Source organism: Micromonospora sp. RV43, from assembly GCF_001029515.1.
GTDB lineage: Bacteria > Actinomycetota > Actinomycetes > Mycobacteriales > Micromonosporaceae > Micromonospora > Micromonospora aurantiaca.
In genome coordinates, this window is the sequence record NZ_LEKG01000030.1 from 1 (window position 1) to 18,607 (window position 18,607).

An 18,607-nucleotide genomic window follows, 5' to 3' on the forward strand; every position below is an offset into this window, starting at 1 on the left:
CCCCCGCGCTGCGCGCTCCCGACGCCCCGCGCTCCCGACGCCCCGCGCTCCCGCCCCGCGCTCCCGACGCCCCGCGTTGCGCCCTCCGGAGGACGCCCGGCGCTGGGCCTCCCGACACCGCGCCCCGCGCTGGGCCTCCCGACACCGCGCCCCGCGCTCTCCCGGATGCCTCGCGTCGTGCCTTGCCCCGCAGGGGTGCAGCTTTCGCACCTCGTCGCCCGACACCGCGCACCGCGCCCTCCGGACGCCCCGTGCTGTCCCGCCGGAGCGACCGACGGCCGGAGACGCCGCCGGGGCCGGATCACCCCGAGATCTTGGTACGAAATGGCCCCCAGAGGGGCCGAAATCGTCCAAGATCTCCGGGCACCGCGCGCGGTGCCGCAGCACCGCGCGCTGCGGGAGAGTGCGGACAGGCGGAAGCCCCGTGGGCTCGTGGCCCCGGGGCTTCCGGTGAAATCTGTAGCGCTGGTCAGGCAGAGAACGAGGCGACGCGCTTGGCGATCGCCGACTTCCGGTTGGCCGCCTGGTTCGAGTGGATGACACCCTTGCTGGCAGCCTTGTCCAGCTTGCGGGTGGCCTCACGCATGAGCACGGTGGCCTTCTCGGTGTCGCCCGCCTCGGCAGCCTCGTGGAACTTCCGGATGGCGGTCTTCAGCGACGACTTGACCGACTTGTTACGCAGCCGGCGCTTCTCGTTCTGCCGGTTGCGCTTGATCTGGGACTTGATGTTCGCCACGCGACAGCCTCGTCTTGATAGCTCGGGTTGGTCTGCTTACGCGCACGACGAGCATGCGTCATCGCCGCGCGAAAAGCCAGGCTACCAGGTCGGCCCCGGACGAGCCAAAACGCCTCCGCCCAGCCTGGTCGAGCAGCGCGCCACGTCGGGGAGGTGGTGGGGTCAGGGCCCGTGGGATGCCGCCACCTCGCCGAACTGGTGTGGATCAAGGGGCAGGGGTGGGGCGTGCCCAGGACCAGCCTCGGCGCTCGGCCAGCCAGCCGAGCGCCTGCTCCCCGCTCCAGCGCTGGTGGGCGCGCAGGTGCGGGGAGGCGGTGGACGGTCCGGCGGCGGCGCCGGTGAGGAAGTAGCCGGCCAGCGCGGCGAGCGTCACGTCCAGCGCATCAGCGGGCGCACCTGCCGTCGCCGGGTGGCCGGCGAACGCGGCGTCCGCGTCCAGGCCGCCGGCGTACGCGGTGAGCAGCAGCCCGGCCAGGTCGAACCAGGCCGGCCCGTGGCAGAGCCAGGGCCAGTCGCACAGCCAGGCCCGCCCGTCGGAGTCGATCAGGAGGTTGTCCACCCGCAGGTCGCCGTGGGCCAGTCCGGGGGCGGCGTCGGCGTACCCGGGCAGGCGCGACTCCAGCGCGACCAGCTCGGCCAGCGGGGCGCCGGCGGCCTGCTCGGGCAGCGGCTCGCGCCGGGCGGCCACCTCGCCCCACCAGAGGATGTCGTCGCGGGCCAGGTCCGCGAGGCGGGGGAGCCGGAGGGCGGCCAGCTCCGCGCGCGGTTCGGCGAGCGCGGCGGCCACCTGGGCGTACGTGGCGAGGGTGGCGTCCAGCTCGGCCGGCGCCCAGGGCAGCCGGGGGGTGTGACCGTCGATCGCGTCGAGCGCGAGTGCGTACCAGCCGGACTCGGTGAGCGCCCAGCGCGGCCGGGGCACCGGCAGGCCGGCCGGGAGCCGGGCCAGGATCGCTGCCTCGTGGGCGTACCAGTCGACCAGGTGCCGCTGCCCGTCGAGTGCCGCCGCCTTGACGAACACGCTCTCCCCGGCAGGGCCGGTCAGCACGGCGGCGAAGCCGCTGGTGAACCCGCCACCGGCCACCCGGACCGCCGCCGGTGGGCCGCCGATCCGGGCGGCCAGCGCGTCCCGCAGCCCGGCCGGCAGGTCGGCCCAGCCGGGCCGTACAGCCGTCGACCCGTACGGAACGGGCGGTAGGGAGATCGCGCGCACCGCATCATGCTGCCGCACCGCCGCACCGCCGCACCGCCGCACGTCGCACCGGCACGTCGGTGGGCTCTGCCAGACTGCCCACCATGAGGACCGACGAGTTCTGGCAGTTGATCGACGAGGCCCGCGCCGGCGCCGGGGGAGAGCCCGACGCGGTCGCCGCCCGGGCGGTCGCACTGCTGGCCGAGTGCGACCCGGAGGAGATCGTCGGATACGCCCACCACCAGCGGCGGGTGCTAGCCGCCTCCTACAAGGTCGACCTGTGGGGCGCGGCCTACCTGATCAACGGGGGCGCCTCGGACGACGGCTTCGAGTACTTCCGGGGCTGGCTGATGACCCAGGGGCGGGCGGTGTTCGCGCGGGCGGTCGGCGACCCGGACGCGCTGGCCGAGCTGCCGCAGGTCCGGGCCGCCGCGCTCAGCGGCGAGGAGTTCGAGTGCGAGCAGATGCTGGCGGTGCCGTGGGACGCGTACCGGAAGGCCACGGCGTCCGACCTGCCGGCCGAGCGTGACCCGGTCCCGGTGCCCGACCTGAACGACTTCTGGGACTTCGACGACGAGGAGGAGGCCCGCCGCCGGCTGCCGAGGCTGGCCGCCCTCTTCGTCGAGCCACCCGCGGAATAGTCGGGCCACCCCTGGAATAGCGGTGGAGTGAAGGGGGAGCCCGGGCGCGCCCCGGGCGACGTGGGACCATGGAGGGGGCCGGCGGCGCGCCGGCCCGCTCACGTCAGCCGACCAGAACGGACCGCTGTGCCACCGACGCTCGATCCCGGCGCGAACGCTCCTGGTGCCACCGACCCGGCGCGCATCCGGAACTTCTGCATCATCGCCCACATCGACCACGGGAAGTCGACCCTGGCCGACCGGATGTTGCAGCTCACCGGTGTGGTCGACCCGCGGCAGATGCGCGCCCAGTACCTGGACCGGATGGACATCGAGCGCGAGCGCGGCATCACCATCAAGAGCCAGGCCGTGCGGATGCCGTGGACGATCCGCGAGGGCGACCGGGCCGGTGAGACCGCCGTGCTCAACATGATCGACACCCCGGGCCACGTGGACTTCACCTACGAGGTGTCCCGTTCGCTCGCCGCCTGCGAGGGCGCGATCCTGCTGGTCGACGCCGCGCAGGGCATCGAGGCGCAGACGCTCGCCAACCTCTACCTGGCGCTCGAGAACGACCTGCACATCATCCCGGTGCTCAACAAGATCGACCTGCCGGCCGCCCAGCCGGAGAAGTACGCCGAGGAGCTGGCCCACCTGATCGGCGGCGACCCGGCGGACTGCATCAGGGTCTCCGGCAAGACCGGCGAGGGCGTGCCCTACCTGCTGGACGAGATCGTCAGGCAGTTCGTGCCGCCGGTCGGCGAGGCCGAGTCGCCGGCCCGCGCGATGATCTTCGACTCGGTGTACGACGTCTACCGGGGCGTGGTCACGTATGTCCGGGTGATCGACGGGCGGATCTCGGCCCGGGACCGGATCAAGATGATGTCCACCGGCGCCGTCCACGAGCTGCTGGAGATCGGCGTCATCTCGCCGGAGATGGTGAAGGCCGACGCGCTCGGTGTCGGCGAGGTGGGCTACCTGATCACCGGCGTGAAGGACGTGCGCCAGTCCCGGGTCGGTGACACCGTCACCATCAACAACAACCCGGCCAAGGAGGCCCTCGGCGGTTACAAGGACCCGAAGCCGATGGTCTACTCGGGGCTCTACCCGATCGACGGCTCGGACTACCCGAACCTGCGTGAGGCGCTGGACAAGCTCAAGCTCAACGACGCCGCGCTGGTCTACGAGCCGGAGACCTCCGGCGCGCTGGGCTTCGGTTTCCGCTGCGGCTTCCTCGGCCTGCTGCACCTGGAGATCATCCGGGAGCGGCTGGAGCGGGAGTTCAACCTCGACCTGATCTCCACCGCGCCGAACGTGGTCTACCGGGCCATCCAGGAGGACGGCGAGGAGATCGTGGTCACCAACCCGAGCGAGTACCCGACCGGCAAGATCGCCGAGGTGTACGAGCCGACGGTGCGGGCCACGGTGCTGACCCCGAACGACTACGTCGGCGCCGTGATGGAGCTGTGCCAGGGTCGCCGGGGCAGCCTGCTCGGCATGGACTACCTCTCCGCCGACCGGGTGGAGCTGCGCTACACGCTGCCGCTGGCCGAGATCATCTTCGACTTCTTCGACCAGCTCAAGAGCCGCACCAAGGGTTACGCCTCGCTCGACTACGAGCCCTCCGGCGAGCAGGCGTCCGACCTGGTGAAGGTCGACATCCTGCTGCACGGCGAGCCGGTCGACGCGTTCAGCGCGATCGTGCACAAGGACAAGGCGTACACGTATGGCACGACGATCGCGGCGAAGCTGCGCACGCTGATCCCGCGCCAGCAGTTCGAGGTGCCGATCCAGGCGGCCATCGGCAGCCGGGTGATCGCCCGGGAGACCATCCGCGCGATCCGCAAGGACGTGCTCGCCAAGTGCTACGGCGGTGACATCAGCCGGAAGCGCAAGCTGCTGGAGAAGCAGAAGGAGGGCAAGAAGCGGATGAAGATGGTGGGCCGGGTGGAGGTTCCTCAGGAGGCGTTCATCGCGGCGCTCTCGTCCGACTCCGGCGACGGCAAGCCCGCCGGCAAGAAGTAGCCCGACCAGCCTCCACGACCGGCCGGCGTCCTCCTCTTCAGGGCGCCGGCCGGTCGCGTACCCAGGAAATTTTCAGCTGCTGGCAGCGCTCCCACCTGCGGGTTCGTCCCGGCCGGGGGAGCGGCGGCCGATGCCGCCGGTTTCGGTTTTCGATGCGTCGGGCACTTAGCGGGCACGACAGCAAACGCACAGAACGTGCGAAATCGCTTTAGGAGGACCGACCGTGGAGTTCACCGTCTGGGGCATCATCACCGCGCTCGTCGTGGGTCTGATCGTCGGCGCGCTGGGCCGGCTGGTCGTGCCGGGCCGGCAGAACATGCCGATGTGGCTGCACATGGTGATCGGTGTCGGCGCGGCGCTGCTGGGCACCGTCCTGGCCCGCGCGCTCGGCATCGCCACGCAGACCGCCGGCATCGACTGGGCCGAGCTGGCCGTGCAGGTCGTGCTCGCCGCCATCGCCGTGGCCCTGGTGGCCGGCGTCGGCCGCCGCCGCAGCGTCTCGCGTTACTGATCGACGCACCACGCGCCTCGACGGGCGCCCGGCCTCACCGGCCGGGCGCCCGTCGGCGTATTCGGGGCATTGAACCCCGTCGGTGTGCCGGGGCTGCCCGCCGCGCCGGGTTTCGGGGAGAAGCAGCAGGTCAGGGTACGTCTGCACAATTCGTCATCGGAGTCGGTTTGGATTTCCGGGCGGTCGGGAACTTAGCGATCACGACAGTGAACACACAAAAACGTGTGACCGGATCTTAAGGAGGAGGGCGACCATGGAGCTCACCGTTTGGGGCATCATCACCGCGCTGGTCGTTGGTCTGATCGTCGGCGCGCTGGGCCGGCTGGTCGTGCCGGGCCGTCAGAACATGCCGATCTGGCTGCACATGCTGATCGGTGTCGGCGCCGCGCTTCTGGGCACGATCGTGGCCCGGGCCTCCGGCTTCGCCGAGACCGCCGGTATCGACTGGCGCGAGCTGATGCTGCAGGTGCTCTTCGCCGCGATCGGCGTGGCCCTGGTGGCCGGCGTCGGCCGTCGCCGCGGCGTCTCGCGCTACTGACCCCGCACCACGCGCCTCGACGGGCGCCCGGCCTCACCGGCCGGGCGCCCGTCGGCGTATGTGAGCCCTGAACTGCCCGGACGGCATCGATGTCGGCCGCGCCTCCGGCTGCGATACGGTCGCCTGTGCCCTCCGTCACGAACACCCCCTGTTGTAAAGGAAATTTTCCTACTAAGGTGCGGCGGAGAAGGTTAGTGCCAAACGGCCCCGAGGGAGATATGGCGTGAACAGGTGGAAGCGGCTGGCTCCGGTCACCGCCATCGTGGCGTCGGCCGCGTTGGTGCTGACCGCATGCGGTGGCTCCGGCGACGACGACAAGGCCGCCGACAACAGCAAGCTCACTGTGTGGATGATGGGTGAGGGCGGCGACGCCCAGACCAAGTTCCTCGACAGCGTCGAGGCGGAGTTCAAGAAGAAGCACCCCGAGACCGACGTCGTGGTGCAGTACATCCCCTGGCTCGAGGCGCCGAAGAAGTTCCAGGCCGCGCTCGCCGGCGGGGAGGGCCCGGACGTCACCGAGCTGGGCAACACCGAGACCCAGGGCTGGGCCGCGCAGGAGGCCCTGGCCGACGTCTCGGACAAGTTCAACGGCTGGTCCGAGGGCAAGGACATCCTGCCCGACCTGGTCAAGAACGCCCAGCTCGACGGCAAGCAGTACGGCGTGCCGTGGTACGCCGGCGTCCGCGCCGTCTACTACCGCACCGACTGGTTCGCCGAGGCGGGCGTGAAGACGCCGACGAACTGGGACGAGATGGTCGCCGCCGCGAAGGCCGTGCAGGCCAAGAAGCCGGGCACCTACGGCATCGCCCTGCCCGGCAACTCCGAGCTGCCGTTCTACTCCTTCCTCTGGGGTGCCGGCGGGGAGATCGCCACCAAGGAGGGCGACAGCTGGAAGTCCGGCTACAACACCCCCGAGGCGCAGAAGGCGGTCAAGTTCTGGACCGACCTGGTGACAGTGCACAAGGTCGCCCCGCCGGCCGCCGCCGGGTGGAACGAGGTCGACGCCCGTACCCAGTTCGCCACCGGCAAGGCCGCCATGGCGTTCGCCGGTAGCTGGCAGGGCGGCGCGATGAAGAAGGACAACCCCGACATCGAGAAGGTGTGGGGTACGTTCCCGATCCCCGGCCCGGACGGCAAGCCCGCCCCGGCGTTCGCCGGCGGCTCCGACATCGCCATCTGGAAGGACAGCGAGCGGCAGGCGCTGGCCTGGGACTACATGACCGTGCTGCTGAGCAAGCAGAAGGACAAGGAGTTCGCCAGCAGCCTCGGCTTCTTCCCGGTCTACCAGGATCTGGTGAGCAGCGGCGACTACGCCAGTGACAAGGTGATGGCCGCGTTCGCCACCGCCATCCAGAACACCAAGCTGACCCCGCTCACCCCGAAGTGGGTCGAGGTCAGCCGGACCAAGACGGTGACCCAGGCGATGAACAGCTCGGTCATCAAGGGCCAGAAGACGGTCGAGAAGGCCACCGCCGACGCGGCCACCGAGATGGAAAGCATCCTCAACGCCAAGTGACCACGCTGACCGAGGCCACCGGCGAGGCCGCCGCGCGGGAGACCCCCGCGCGGCGGCGCCGTCGCCGGGTGGACCACCTTCCGTACCTGCTCCTCCTGCCCTGCCTGGCGATCATCGCCGTGCTGCTGCTCTGGCCGCTCGGCCAGGTCGTGTGGATGTCCTTCCACAAGCTGGACAGCGTCCGGCAGTTGCGCGGCGACCGCGAGTGGCCGTGGGTCGGCCTGGCCAACTACGCGCAGATCCTCGGCGACCCGTTCTTCCGTACGGTGCTGCGCAACACGGTGCTGTTCGCGCTCGCCAACGTGGCGCTCACGATGATCCTCGGCACGCTGGTCGGGCTGCTGCTCAACCGCCTGGGCAAGAAGATGGCCACGTTCGTGGCGAGCTGCGTGATGCTCGCCTGGGCCACCCCGGCGCTGACCGGCACCATCGTCTGGAAGTGGATCTTCGACGACACGAGCGGCCTGGTCACCTGGCTGTTCAACAAGCTCCCGGACGGGCTCTCGACGGCGCTGTTCGGGCGCAGCGACTGGACCGGGTACGGCTGGTTCAACGACCCGCTGCTGTTCTTCGCCATCCTGACGCTCGTGGTGGTCTGGCACTCGTTCCCGTTCATCGCGGTGAGCGTCCTGGCCGGGCTCAAGAGCGTGCCGACGGAGTTGCAGGAGGCGGCCCGGGTCGACGGCGCCGGGCCGTGGAAGGTCTTCTGGTCGGTGACGTTCCCGGTCCTGCGGCCGGTCTTCGGCATCCTCGTGGTGCTCTCCACGATCTGGGACTTCAAGGTCTTCACCCAGCAGTTCGTGCTGGCCGGCGGCACCCAGGACCGGTCCACGTTCATGCTGTCGATCTACTCGTACGCGGAGGCGTTCTCACCACCGCCCAAGTACGGCCTCGGCTCGGCCATCGCGGTCATCCTCACCGTGATCCTGCTCGTGGTGACCGCCCTGTACGTCCGCATGGTGCTGCGGCAGGAGGACGAATGATGAAGAAGATCGCCCTCAACGGCGCGGGCCTGCTGGTCGCGCTCTTCGCCGCGTTCCCGGTCTACTGGATGGTGGCGACCTCGCTGAAGCCCAACCGGGAGATCTTCTCGTCCACCCCCCGGCCGATGCCGGCGGAGCCGACGCTGGAGCACTACCGGGAGATCCTCACCGGCAATCTGATCCCGGGCGTCACGTTCGCCGACTTCTTCCTCAACAGCGCCCTCGTCGCGCTGGCGACGGTGCTGCTGAGCGGGCTGGTCGCGCTGCTCGCCGCGACCGCTGTGGCCCGGTTCCGGTTCAAGCTGCGCACCACGTTCCTGATCATGCTGCTGGTGGTGCAGATGATCCCGCTGGAGGCGCTGGTCATCCCGCTGTTCCTGATGATCCAGCGGCTCGGCCTCTACAACACGCTGCCCAGCCTGATCCTCACGTACCTCGGCTTCTCGCTGCCGTTCGCGGTCTGGATGCTGCGCGGCTTCGTCGCCGCGGTGCCGAAGGAACTGGAGGAGGCCGCCGCGATCGACGGCGCCAGCCGGGCCCAGACGTTCCGCAAGGTGCTGTTCCCGCTCGTCGCGCCCGGCCTGGTCGCCACCAGCATCTTCTCGTTCATCACCGCGTGGAACGAGCTGATCTTCGCGCTGACCTTCATCAACGACCAGCAGAAGTACACGCTGCCGGTGGCCATGACGTTCTTCTTCGGCCGGGACGACACCGCCTGGGGCTCGGTGATGGCGGCGTCCACGCTGTTCACCCTGCCGGTGATCGTCTTCTTCCTGCTGGTGCAGCGCCGGATGGTCTCCGGCCTCGTCGCGGGAGCCGTGAAGGGCTGACCCGGCGGGCCGGTCAGGCCGCGGCGAACACCTCGGCCCGCACCTCGGTGGCCGGGTCGCCCTTCACCCGGGCCCAGGAGCCCTGCGCGGCGGTCCACTCCAGGTTGCCGAAGCGGACCTTCTTCACGCCGTGATCGTCGGCGTGCGAGACCAGCCAGTGCGCGTACCGCCAGCCGTTGCGGTCGTCGCCCGCCGGCACGGTGAGCGCGGTCAGGTCCGTCGCAGTGGCCAGCCGGGGCAGCCCCCAGTCCAGCGACAGGCTCTCCAGCACGGCGCTGGCGGCAGCCGGCCCGCGCATCGTCGGCGGCGAGCTGACCGTGCAGGCCACCGCGCCGGTCGCGTGGCCGAGCAACGCGCGGGTGAGGACCTCCGACTCGTCCGCCCACTTCTGGTACGCCTCGGGGAACGCCGACCGCTGCACCCGCTGGGCGGCGTCGGTGATCCGCATCCGCTCCCAGCCCTTGACCTTCTTCAGCGCGGCGTAGAACTTGTTCGCCGCGTACCGCGGGTCCTGGATCTCCTCCGGGCTGCCCCAGCCCTGGCTCGGGCGCTGCTGGAACAGGCCGAGCGAGTCGCGGTCGCCGTGGGCGATGTTGCGCAGGTGCGACTCCTGGTAGGCGGTCGCCAGCGCCACCACCACCGCCCGCTCGGGCATCCGGCGCTGCATCCCGATGGCCGCGATGGTGGCCGCGTTCGCCATCTGGTCGGCGCCGAGCACCACCTCGCCGTCGGCCTTCACGGTGCAGGTCCGGCTGGCCAGGGGGAGCCGCAGGTGCTCGCCGAACTGCTTGGTCACGACGTAGACCGCGAGCAGTGCCAGCACGCACACCGCCACCCCAGATGCCACGATCGCCGCTCGCGTCCGCACCCGCACCCCCTGTCCCGACAGTCCGACAAGCGTACGTCCCACCCGCCACGGCGGGTCTCGGCCGACCGGCGGGCCCCACCTCGGCCGCAATGGGGCTCCCGCGGGGCCCGCCGCGAACCTCAGTCTCCGGCGGGCACCCAGGCGGCGGGACGCTTCTCCCGGAACGCCATGACGCCCTCGCGTCCCTCGTCGGAGAGGAAGTACCCGGTCGACAGGGCGGCCAACTCGGCGATCTCGGCCCGCAGGTCGGGACCGGCGGGCCGGCGCAGCAGCTCCTTCGCCCCGGCCAGCGCCCCCGGGGCGCCCTTCACCAGCGAGGCGCAGTAGCGCTCGACGGCGGCGTCCAGCTCGTCGGCCGGCACCGCTGCGGTGACCAGGCCGATCTCGGCGGCGCGGCGGCCGTCGAACGTGTCGCCGGTCAGGTACAGCTCGGCGGCGGCCCGCTGGCCCAGCCGGGGCAGCACGGTCGCCGAGATCACCGCCGGGATCACGCCGATCCGCACCTCGGTGAACGCGAACGTCGCCTCCTGCGCGCAGACCGCCAGGTCGGCGGCGGCGATCAGGCCCAGTCCACCGGCCCGGGCCGGCCCGGCGATCTTCGCCACCACCGGCTTCGGGCACTCCCGCACCGCCACCAGCACGTCGCCGAGCATCCCGGCGGGCACCGTGCCGCTGGCGTACGCGGCGGCTGTCTCCTTCAGGTCGGCGCCGGAGCAGAAGACCGGGCCGGTGTGGTCGAGCACGATCGCGCGTACCGCGTCGTCGGCGACCGCGTCGGCCAGCCCGGCCAGCAGCTGGGTCATCAGGGGCGTCGAGAGCGCGTTGCGATTGTGCGGGCTGTCCAGGGTGAGGGTGGTCACCCCACGGGCCGTGGCGACTCGCACGAGAGCGTCCGGAGAGGTCATGCCGGGCACACTAGTGGCCATGCCCGGCGTCCTTCCAGAAGGCGAACCCGTCCCGCGCGACGGATCGCTGCCCGCCACCGCCCGTCGCGCCGTCGGCGCGCGCGGCTTCGGCGTGTACGTCCACGTGCCGTTCTGCGCCAGCCGGTGCGGTTACTGCGACTTCAACACGTACACCGCCTCGGAGCTGGGCGGCGGGGCGAGCCGGGAGACGTACGCCGACTCGGTGCTGGCCGAACTGGCGCTGGCCGCCCGGGTGCTGGGCGACTCGCCGCCACCCCGGGTCGACACGGTCTTCGTCGGCGGCGGCACGCCCACCCTGCTGCCCGCCGACGACCTGGCCCGGATCCTCGACGGCATCGACCGCGTCTGGGGGCTGGCCGCCGACGCCGAGGTGACTACCGAGGCCAACCCCGAGTCGGTGAGCCCGGAGTCGCTCAAGACGCTGCGGGCCGCCGGGTACACCCGGATCTCGCTCGGCATGCAGTCCGCCGCGCCGGGGGTGCTCGCGGTGCTGGACCGGCGGCACAGCGCGGGCCGGGCCACCGCCGCCGCGCTGGAGGCGCGCGACGCCGGGTTCGAGCACGTGAACCTGGACCTGATCTACGGCACGCCGGGCGAGACCGCAGACGACTTCGCCGCCTCGCTGGCCCAGGTGGTCGACGCGGGCGTGGACCACGTCAGCGCGTACGCCCTGATCGTGGAGGATGGCACCCGGCTGGCCGCGCGGATGCGCCGCGGCGAGCTGCCGTACCCCTCCGACGACGTGGCGGCGGACCGCTACCTGGCTGCGGAGGCCGCGCTCGGCGAGGCCGGCTTCTCCTGGTACGAGGTGTCGAACTGGGCCCGGTCGGCGGCGGCGGCGTGCCGGCACAACCTGCTCTACTGGACCGGCGCCGACTGGTGGGGCCTGGGCCCGGGGGCGCACAGCCACGTCGGCGGCGTGCGGTGGTGGAACGTCAAGCACCCGAGCGCGTACGCGGCCCGGCTGGCCGAGGGCGCCTCGCCCGCGCTGGCCCGGGAGCAGCTCACCCCGGACGAGCAGCACATGGAGGACGTGATGCTGCGGGTGCGGCTCGCCTCCGGGCTGCCGCTGGACGTGCTGGACGAGCCCGGCCGGGCGGGCGCCGAGCGGGCCCGGGACGCCGGGCTGCTCGACGCCGGGGCGTACGCGCGAGGGCTTGTGGTGCTGACACTGCGCGGCCGGCTGCTGGCCGACGCGGTGGTACGCGACCTGCTGCCGTGACCGGCACCGGCCGGCCGCCCCCTCGGCCGGCCGGCGGTGTCACTTGATGAAGTTGTAGGTCATCGGGTAGCGGTAGAGCACACCCTCGTTGGCCTTGACCCCGCCGATGATTCCGAAGATCAGCGGCACCAGCCAGACCAGCATCGGGACGAAGAACAGGATCCCGCAGGTGATGACCGTGATCACCCAGGCGAGCACGCTGGCGATGGCCCAGGTGATCTGGAAGTTCAGCGCCGCGACCGCGTGGGCGCGGACCGTCGGCGACTGCTGACCACGGGTCATCATCGCGATCAGCGGGGCGACCCAGCCGAGCAGACCGCCGCCGACGATGACACCCGCGGCGCCACCGAAGTGCGCCACCAGGGCCCACGTCTTCTCGTCGTTGTTGGCGTACGCGGCGGGGCCGTACCCGCCACCGGCGGGGTAGCCGGCGCCGTAGCCGGGCGTGCCGCCCGGCGGAGGGTAACCACCGGGGGGCGGGTAGCCGCCCGGAGGGGGATAGTCACCGGGCGGGGGATAGCCGCCGGCGCCCGGCGCCCCGGACAGTGGAGCGGTGGGCGGTTCGCTGCCCGGCGACGAGCCGTAGGGCGCCGACGGGTCGGGCTGGGGGCCGGAGTCCCCTGCCCCTGGAGGGCGAGGAGGTTCTGTCATGGTCGCCACGGTAGGGGCACCGGTCAACTCGCACCAGAGCGACACAGACCGACGATGACCGGCTGTTCGGCCCTGGTGGGCGGCGCTGTGTGGTGGGCCGCACCGCAGGTCCGTCGGGCGATCATCGCGCCGGCGGGGGTGCCGACGTAGACTGGCACTCGCTACAGTCGAGTGCCAGCCGCCCGGCGGATGCCGCGTGCCGGCCCGGCCGAGGTGCGTCAGGAGGTGGGGAATGGGTCTCGACGACCGCAAACTCGCCGTGCTGCGCGCGATCGTCGAGGACTACGTCGCCACGCAGGAACCGGTCGGCAGCAAGGCCCTGGTCGAGCGGCACCAGCTCGGCGTCTCGCCGGCCACCGTGCGCAACGACATGGCGGTGCTGGAGGAGGAGGGCTACATCCGGCAGCCGCACACCAGCGCCGGCCGGGTGCCCACCGACCGCGGCTACCGCCTCTTCGTCGACCGGCTGTCCCGGGTCAAGCCGCTCAGCCCGGCCGAACGCCGGGCGATCGAGCGCTTCCTGGTCGGCGCCGTCGACCTGGACGACGTGGTGCACCGCACGGTCCGGCTGCTCGCCCAGCTCACCCGGCAGGTGGCAGTGGTGCAGTACCCGAGCCTGGCCCGCTCCAAGGTGCGCCACCTGGAGCTGGTGCCGATCTCCACCACCCGGCTCATGGTCGTCATGATCGCCGACACCGGCCGGGTCGAGCAGCGGCTGGTCGAGCTGCCCGCCCCGGTGCCCGCCGACGACGTGACCGACCTGCGCCGGCTGGTGAACGAGAAGCTCGTCGGCAGCCAGCTCGCCGAGACGCCGCCGCTGGTGGAGGCGCTCGTCGAGGAGTCCGCGCCGCATCTGCGCCCGGCCATGACCACGCTCTCCACCGTGTTGCTGGAGACGCTCGTGGAACGGCACGAGGAGCGCCTCGCGCTGGCCGGACAGGCCAACCTCACCCGGGGCGGCCTGCTCGACTTCCAGGGCTCGCTGCGGCCCATCCTGGAAGCGCTCGAAGAAGAGGTCGTGCTGCTCAAGCTGATCGGTGAGACGGAGCCGAGCACCACCCGGGTGCTCATCGGCGACGAGAACGAATTCGACAACCTGCGGGCCGCCTCGGTGGTCAGCACCGGCTACGGACCGGGCAGCACGATCGTCGGTGGACTCGGCGTGCTCGGGCCGACCCGGATGGACTACCCCGGCAATATCGCCATGGTGAGGGCCGTGGCACGCTACGTGGGCGAACTGCTGGCCCAGAACTGACCAGTCAGGGCCGACGGCCGGTTCCGGCCGACGACCGGAGCGACGCGAGACGAACATGAGGACACCTAACGCAGTGGCCAGGGACTACTACGGCATTCTCGGCGTGAGCCGGGACGCCTCCGACGACGAGATCAAGCGCGCCTACCGCAAGCTGGCGCGGCAGTTCCACCCGGACGTCAATCCGGACCCGGAGGCCCAGGAGAAGTTCAAGGACATCAACGCCGCGTACGAGGTCCTCTCGGACGACCGGAAGCGGCAGATCGTCGACCTGGGTGGCGACCCGCTCGCGCCGGGCGGCGGCGGCATGGGCGGTCCAGGCGGCCCGGGCGGCGCCGGTCCGTTCGTCGGCTTCCAGGACATCATGGACGCGTTCTTCGGCGGCGCCGCGGGCGGCAGCCGGGGGCCGCGTCCGCGTACCCGCCCCGGTGCGGACGCGATCCTGCGCCTGGAGCTGGACCTCAACGAGACCGCGTTCGGCGTCGAGGCGCCGATCACCGTCGACACCGCCGTGCTCTGCACCACCTGCTCCGGCGCCGGCACCGCCGCCGGCACCCACCTGGCCACCTGCGAGGCGTGCGGCGGCCGGGGCGAGGTGCAGTCGGTGCAGCGGACGTTCCTCGGCCAGGTGGTCTCCGCCCGGCCGTGCACCGTCTGCCAGGGCTACGGCACCACCATCCCGCACCCCTGCCCGACCTGCGCCGGTGACGGCCGGGTGCGCACCCGCCGCTCGCTCACCGTGAAGATCCCGGCCGGGGTCGAGGACGGCATGCGGATCCGCCTGGCCCAGCAGGGCGAGGTCGGCCCGGGTGGCGGCACCGCCGGTGACCTCTACGTCGAGATCCACGAGCGGCCGCACGACGTCTACTCCCGCAAGGGCGACGACCTGCACTGCCGGGTCACCGTGCCGATGACCGCGGCCGCGCTGGGCACCCGGCTGACCATCAAGACGCTGGACAGCGAGGAGACGGTCGACGTCAAGCCCGGCACCCAGCCCGGAAGCACGATGCGGCTGCGCGCCCGGGGCGTACCGCACCTGCGCGGCACCGGCCGGGGTGACCTCTACGTGCACCTGGACGTGCGTACCCCGACCAAGCTCGACGCCGACCAGGAGCGGATGCTGCGCGACTTCGCCAAGACCCGCGGCGAGGAGGTCGCCGAGCTGACCAAGCAGGGCGGGTTCTTCTCCCGGATGCGCGACGCCTTCAACGGGCACGCCTGAGGTGTCCGCCCCGCTGTTCCTGGTCGAGGCGCTGCCCACCGGTGACACGCTGACGCTCGACGGCCCGGAGGGCCACCACGCGGCCACCGTGCAGCGGCTGCGCGCCGGCGAGGAACTGGTGCTCGCCGACGGCCGGGGCGGCACCGCCGCCGCGGTGGTCACCGCCGTCGGCCGCGGCACGCTCTACCTGCGGGTCACCAGCCGGGGGTACGCGGACGCACCGGTACCCCGGCTCGTCGTGGTGCAGGGCATCGCCAAGGGCGACCGGGGTGAACTCGCCGTGCAGGCGATGACCGAGGTCGGCGTGGACGAGATCGTGCCGTGGGCGGCGTCCCGCTCGGTGGCGCAGTGGCGCGGCGAGCGGGGCGAACGGGCCCGGCAGAAGTGGGTCGCCACCGCCCGGGAGGCGGCCAAGCAGGCCCGCCGCCCGTGGCTGCCGGTGGTGGCCGGCGCGCCCGACGAGTCCACCGCCTCGGTGGCCCGCCGGATCGCCGGTGCGGCCGGCGCGTTCGTGCTGCACGAGGGCGCCCACGACCGGCTGACCACAGTCGACCTGCCGGCCACCGGCGAGATCGTGCTGGTGGTGGGCCCGGAGGGCGGCATCGCCGACCACGAGCTGGCCGCGTTCGCCGACGCGGGCGCCCGTACGGTCCGCCTGGGCCCGTCGGTCCTGCGCACGTCCACGGCTGGCGTGGCAGCCCTGACGGTCCTGGCCACCCGCCTGACCCACTGGTAACCCGCGCCGCGCGCCCCTTCCGCGCCCCCCTTCCGCGTTGATCTTGCAGTTTCGGCCCGCGTCGCGCCCCTTTTGCGAAGCTTTGTCGGGGCCGAAAGTGCAAGATCGCGGAGGGCGTGGGGGTCAGGAGCGGAGGTAGGAGGCGCCGTTCATGTCGATGATGGTGCCTGCGGCCCACTCGGCCTCGGGGCTCGCCAGCCAGTGCACCGCCGCCGCGATCTCCTCCGGCCGGGCCACCCGGTGGAACGGGGACTGGGCGCGTACCGCCTCGCCCCGCTCGCTCTTCAGGTGCTCGTTCGTCATGTCGGTCTCGACGAAGCCGGGCGCCACGCACGCCACAGCGATGCCGTACGGCGCCAGGGCCACCGCCAGCGACTGGGCCATCGCGTTCATCCCGGCCTTGCTGGCCCCGTACGCCGGGTTGGCCGGCTCGCCCCGGAACGCGCCCCGGGACGAGACGTTCACGATCCGGCCCCCGCGTTCGCGCATGTGCTGCGCGGCGCACCAGGCGGCGTTCGCGGCGCCGACGAGGTTGGTGTCGAGCACCTCCCGCCAGCGCGCCCGCCACTGCTCGTAGCTGCTCTCGAAGACCGGGTGCGGGGGATCGGCCGGCCCGAACACCCCGGCGTTGTTCACGAGTACGTCGAGGCCGCCGAGTCGCTGGGCCGCCTCGTCCACCATGGTCCGTACCGCGTCGGCGTCGGCCAGGTCGGCGCGTACCACCACGTGCCCGTCACCCGGCAACTCGGCGCGCAGCCGCTCGGCCAGCTCGGCCGAGTCCCGGTGGTGGATCACCACCCGGTCTCCACCTGCGGCGAACGCCCGCGCCACCGCCCGCCCGATGCCCCGCGAGGCCCCCGTCACCAGCACCGCCCGTCCCGACATGGCGGCCATCCTGCCGCACCGGGCCAGACTGTTGAAAAGGGCCCCTTCCCATACCGGAGGCGTTAAGCAGGGGCCCCTCCTTACACTGCTGCGATGGACTGCCTCTTCTGCCGGATCGTCGCCGGGGAGATTCCGGCCACCATCGTCCGCGAGACCCCCACCACCCTGGCCTTCCGGGACATCGACCCGAAGGCGCCCACCCACGTGCTGGTGATCCCCAAGGAGCACTACGCGGACGTGGCCACGCTGGCCCAGGGTGCGCCCGAGCTGGCCGGCGAGGTGCTCCAGACCGCCGCCGTGGTCGCCGAGGAGGAGGGCCTGACCGTGGACGGGTTCCGGCTGATGTTCAACACCGGCCCGTACGGCGGCCAGGAGGTCTTCCACGTGCACGCCCACCTGCTCGGCGGCGCGCCGCTCGGCCCGATGCTCTGCCGATGACCGACGTCTCCGACCGGCTCGGCCGGATGGTGCGCCAGGCGCAGGCCACCGGGCGGATCCCGGCGGTGTCGGCCGCCCTGCACCGGGCCGACCGGCCGCTATGGACCTGCGCCGTTGGCGACACCGGCAACGACACCCCGCTGGGGCCGGAGACGGTGTTCCGGATCGGCTCGGTCACCAAGACCTTCACCGCGGTGCTCGTCATGCAGTGCCGCGACGAGGGCCTGCTCGACCTGGACGACCCGATCGGGCGGCACCTGGACCTGCCCGCGCACGGCGACGCGACAGTACGCCGGCTGCTGTCGCACACCGCCGGCCTGCAACGCGAGCCGCACGGCGACGTGTGGGACAGCCTGCGCGCCCCGGCCGTCGACGAGCTGCTGGCCGACCTGGCCCGGGTCGAGCGGGTGCTGCCCACCGGCCGGCGCTTCCACTACTCCAACCTCGGCCTGGCGCTGCTCGGCGAGGCGGTCGCCCGGCTGCGCGGCGGCACCTGGGCCGAGGTGCTGGCCGACCGGGTGCTCACCCCGCTCGGGCTGACCGCCACCGGCCCGTACCCGACCGAGCGTGCCGCGACCGGGTTCCTGGTCGACGCGTACTCCGACGAGGCCCACCCGGAACCACCCGCCGACTTCGGCGCGGTGGCCCCCGCCGCGCAGCTCTGGAGCACCGCGACGGACATGGCCCGCTGGGCCGCGTTCCTGGCCGACCCGGCGGCGGTGGACCCGGACGGCGCGGTGCTCGCCGCGACGACTGTCGAGGAGATGTGCTGGCCGCTCACGCCCACCGACGAGTCGGTCTGGTTCCGGCTTCGGGCTGGGCCTGATCCTGGTCCCGCAGGCGGACCGGGTGATCCACGTGGGCCACGACGGCGCGATGCCCGGGTTCCTCGCCGCTGTCTACGGGCGGCGCGGCGGGCAGGGCACCGCCGGGGCGATGGGCGTCGCGGTGCTCGGCTCGTCCGGCACCGGCGTGGAGGTGTTCGACCTGTCACACCGGCTGCTCGCCGCCGCCGTCGAGCACGACCCGGCGGAGATCGAGCCGTGGCGTCCCGGCCCGCCCGCGCCGGACCACCTGCGCGGCGTGCCGGGCCGCTGGTGGGGCGAGGGCTTCGAGTACGTCTTCTCCTGGCACGACGGGACGCTGCGGGCACGTGGCGCGGACGACCCGGCCGGGAAGCCGCCGGCGGTGTTCGCGCCGCTGCCGGACCGGCCGGAGCCGGACGTGTTCCGCACGGTCTCCGGCCGCGAGGTGGGGGAGCTGCTGCGGCTGACCCGCGACGAACGGGGCGTGGTGGTCCGGATGCACTGGGCGACCTACCGTTTCACCCGCACCCAGGAGACCTTCGACGGGTACGACTTCCGCGCCGGCGACTGACCGCCGGCCACCGGAAATGGGCGCGGTGCGTACGGTGCCGACCCGATACGATGGAGGTAACCGAACGCCGCGCCGGCAGGGC

General features: G+C 72.3%; 18 protein-coding genes and 1 pseudogene. 13 read left to right on the plus strand and 6 right to left on the minus strand.

The window, feature by feature from the left end; translation table 11 throughout:
* Positions 1–469: 469 nt before the first annotated feature.
* Together rpsT and ABD52_RS10265 are read right to left on the minus strand one after the other, a co-directional pair.
* Complete coding sequence (gene rpsT, locus ABD52_RS10260) at positions 470–736, minus strand: 30S ribosomal protein S20 (protein ID WP_013287988.1); 267 nt, start codon at positions 734–736, stop codon at positions 470–472.
* A 205-nt stretch (positions 737–941) separates the two neighbouring features.
* Positions 942–1,946 (minus strand): phosphotransferase, encoded by a 1,005-nt coding sequence (locus ABD52_RS10265; RefSeq protein ID WP_082171262.1) that lies wholly within the window; start codon positions 1,944–1,946, stop codon positions 942–944.
* Positions 1,947–2,029: 83 nt separating this feature from the next.
* Here ABD52_RS10265 and ABD52_RS10270 point away from each other — a divergent pair, with 83 nt between their 5' ends.
* The 7 genes from ABD52_RS10270 to ABD52_RS10300 all read left to right on the plus strand — a co-directional run bounded on the left by ABD52_RS10270 (position 2,030) and on the right by ABD52_RS10300 (position 8,948).
* Positions 2,030–2,566, plus strand: a complete 537-nt coding sequence (locus tag ABD52_RS10270) for a DUF4240 domain-containing protein (RefSeq protein ID WP_013287986.1) — start codon at positions 2,030–2,032, stop codon at positions 2,564–2,566.
* 126 nt (positions 2,567–2,692) lie between these two features.
* A complete protein-coding gene (lepA, locus tag ABD52_RS10275; RefSeq protein WP_013287985.1) occupies positions 2,693–4,570 on the plus strand; it encodes a translation elongation factor 4 in 1,878 nt (625 codons plus the stop codon).
* A 223-nt stretch (positions 4,571–4,793) separates the two neighbouring features.
* Positions 4,794–5,081, plus strand: a complete 288-nt coding sequence (locus ABD52_RS10280) for a GlsB/YeaQ/YmgE family stress response membrane protein (RefSeq protein WP_013287984.1) — start codon at positions 4,794–4,796, stop codon at positions 5,079–5,081.
* Between the two features lie 253 nt (positions 5,082–5,334).
* Positions 5,335–5,619 (plus strand): GlsB/YeaQ/YmgE family stress response membrane protein, encoded by a 285-nt coding sequence (locus ABD52_RS10285; protein ID WP_013287983.1) that lies wholly within the window; start codon positions 5,335–5,337, stop codon positions 5,617–5,619.
* Between the two features lie 223 nt (positions 5,620–5,842).
* Entirely contained in the window at positions 5,843–7,135 is a 1,293-nt protein-coding gene (locus ABD52_RS10290; protein ID WP_013287982.1) for a sugar ABC transporter substrate-binding protein, read from the plus strand.
* Positions 7,132–8,118, plus strand: coding sequence for a carbohydrate ABC transporter permease (locus ABD52_RS10295; RefSeq protein WP_013287981.1), 987 nt, complete (start codon positions 7,132–7,134; stop codon positions 8,116–8,118). Before ABD52_RS10290 ends, ABD52_RS10295 begins: the two co-directional genes overlap by 4 nt.
* Positions 8,115–8,948 carry a carbohydrate ABC transporter permease gene (locus ABD52_RS10300; RefSeq protein ID WP_047891651.1) on the plus strand — a complete coding sequence of 278 codons (834 nt, stop codon included), beginning with the start codon at positions 8,115–8,117 and terminating at the stop codon, positions 8,946–8,948. Before ABD52_RS10295 ends, ABD52_RS10300 begins: the two co-directional genes overlap by 4 nt.
* 13 nt (positions 8,949–8,961) lie before the next feature.
* Here ABD52_RS10300 and ABD52_RS10305 read toward each other — a convergent pair whose 3' ends face one another.
* Entirely contained in the window at positions 8,962–9,822 is an 861-nt protein-coding gene (locus ABD52_RS10305) for a hypothetical protein (RefSeq protein WP_030274634.1), read from the minus strand.
* Positions 9,823–9,935: 113 nt separating this feature from the next.
* Positions 9,936–10,721 (minus strand): enoyl-CoA hydratase-related protein, encoded by a 786-nt coding sequence (locus tag ABD52_RS10310; protein ID WP_047891674.1) that lies wholly within the window; start codon positions 10,719–10,721, stop codon positions 9,936–9,938.
* 19 nt (positions 10,722–10,740) lie between these two features.
* Between ABD52_RS10310 and hemW the strand changes: the two genes are divergently transcribed.
* Complete coding sequence (hemW, locus tag ABD52_RS10315) at positions 10,741–11,964, plus strand: radical SAM family heme chaperone HemW (protein WP_174361734.1); 1,224 nt, start codon at positions 10,741–10,743, stop codon at positions 11,962–11,964.
* 39 nt (positions 11,965–12,003) lie between these two features.
* Here hemW and ABD52_RS38205 read toward each other — a convergent pair whose 3' ends face one another.
* Positions 12,004–12,615, minus strand: a complete 612-nt coding sequence (locus ABD52_RS38205) for a DUF4870 domain-containing protein (protein ID WP_082171263.1) — start codon at positions 12,613–12,615, stop codon at positions 12,004–12,006.
* 232 nt (positions 12,616–12,847) lie between these two features.
* Between ABD52_RS38205 and hrcA the strand changes: the two genes are divergently transcribed.
* From hrcA to ABD52_RS10335, 3 genes are all read left to right on the plus strand, one after another.
* A complete protein-coding gene (gene hrcA, locus ABD52_RS10325) occupies positions 12,848–13,870 on the plus strand; it encodes a heat-inducible transcriptional repressor HrcA (RefSeq protein WP_047891652.1) in 1,023 nt (340 codons plus the stop codon).
* Between the two features lie 73 nt (positions 13,871–13,943).
* Positions 13,944–15,089 (plus strand): molecular chaperone DnaJ, encoded by a 1,146-nt coding sequence (gene dnaJ, locus ABD52_RS10330; RefSeq protein ID WP_030274641.1) that lies wholly within the window; start codon positions 13,944–13,946, stop codon positions 15,087–15,089.
* Between the two features lies 1 nt (position 15,090).
* The gene (locus ABD52_RS10335; RefSeq protein ID WP_047891653.1) at positions 15,091–15,825 is read left to right on the plus strand and encodes a 16S rRNA (uracil(1498)-N(3))-methyltransferase; all 735 of its coding nucleotides are present in this window, start codon (positions 15,091–15,093) and stop codon (positions 15,823–15,825) included.
* Positions 15,826–15,948: 123 nt separating this feature from the next.
* Here the strand turns inward: ABD52_RS10335 and ABD52_RS10340 are convergent, their stop codons facing one another.
* Entirely contained in the window at positions 15,949–16,710 is a 762-nt protein-coding gene (locus ABD52_RS10340) for an SDR family NAD(P)-dependent oxidoreductase (RefSeq protein WP_047891654.1), read from the minus strand.
* 93 nt (positions 16,711–16,803) lie between these two features.
* Here ABD52_RS10340 and ABD52_RS10345 point away from each other — a divergent pair, with 93 nt between their 5' ends.
* Together ABD52_RS10345 and ABD52_RS10350 are read left to right on the plus strand one after the other, a co-directional pair.
* Positions 16,804–17,148, plus strand: a complete 345-nt coding sequence (locus ABD52_RS10345; protein ID WP_013287971.1) for a histidine triad nucleotide-binding protein — start codon at positions 16,804–16,806, stop codon at positions 17,146–17,148.
* Positions 17,145–18,525 (plus strand): annotated as a pseudogene (locus ABD52_RS10350) (serine hydrolase domain-containing protein). The gene ABD52_RS10345 and the pseudogene ABD52_RS10350 overlap by 4 nt, the downstream one beginning before the upstream one ends.
* Positions 18,526–18,607 lie beyond the last annotated feature (82 nt).

Coding starts and splice junctions, on each gene's coding strand:
- ABD52_RS10270 (WP_013287986.1), top strand. CDS start 2,030: ATGAGGACCGACGAGTTCTGGCAGTTGATCGACGAGGCCCGCGCCGGC.
- ABD52_RS10285 (WP_013287983.1), top strand. CDS start 5,335: ATGGAGCTCACCGTTTGGGGCATCATCACCGCGCTGGTCGTTGGTCTG.
- ABD52_RS10300 (WP_047891651.1), top strand. CDS start 8,115: ATGATGAAGAAGATCGCCCTCAACGGCGCGGGCCTGCTGGTCGCGCTC.
- ABD52_RS10310 (WP_047891674.1), bottom strand. CDS start 10,721: ATGACCTCTCCGGACGCTCTCGTGCGAGTCGCCACGGCCCGTGGGGTG.
- hemW (WP_174361734.1), top strand. CDS start 10,741: ATGCCCGGCGTCCTTCCAGAAGGCGAACCCGTCCCGCGCGACGGATCG.
- ABD52_RS38205 (WP_082171263.1), bottom strand. CDS start 12,615: ATGACAGAACCTCCTCGCCCTCCAGGGGCAGGGGACTCCGGCCCCCAG.
- hrcA (WP_047891652.1), top strand. CDS start 12,848: ATGGGTCTCGACGACCGCAAACTCGCCGTGCTGCGCGCGATCGTCGAG.
- ABD52_RS10340 (WP_047891654.1), bottom strand. CDS start 16,710: ATGTCGGGACGGGCGGTGCTGGTGACGGGGGCCTCGCGGGGCATCGGG.
- ABD52_RS10345 (WP_013287971.1), top strand. CDS start 16,804: ATGGACTGCCTCTTCTGCCGGATCGTCGCCGGGGAGATTCCGGCCACC.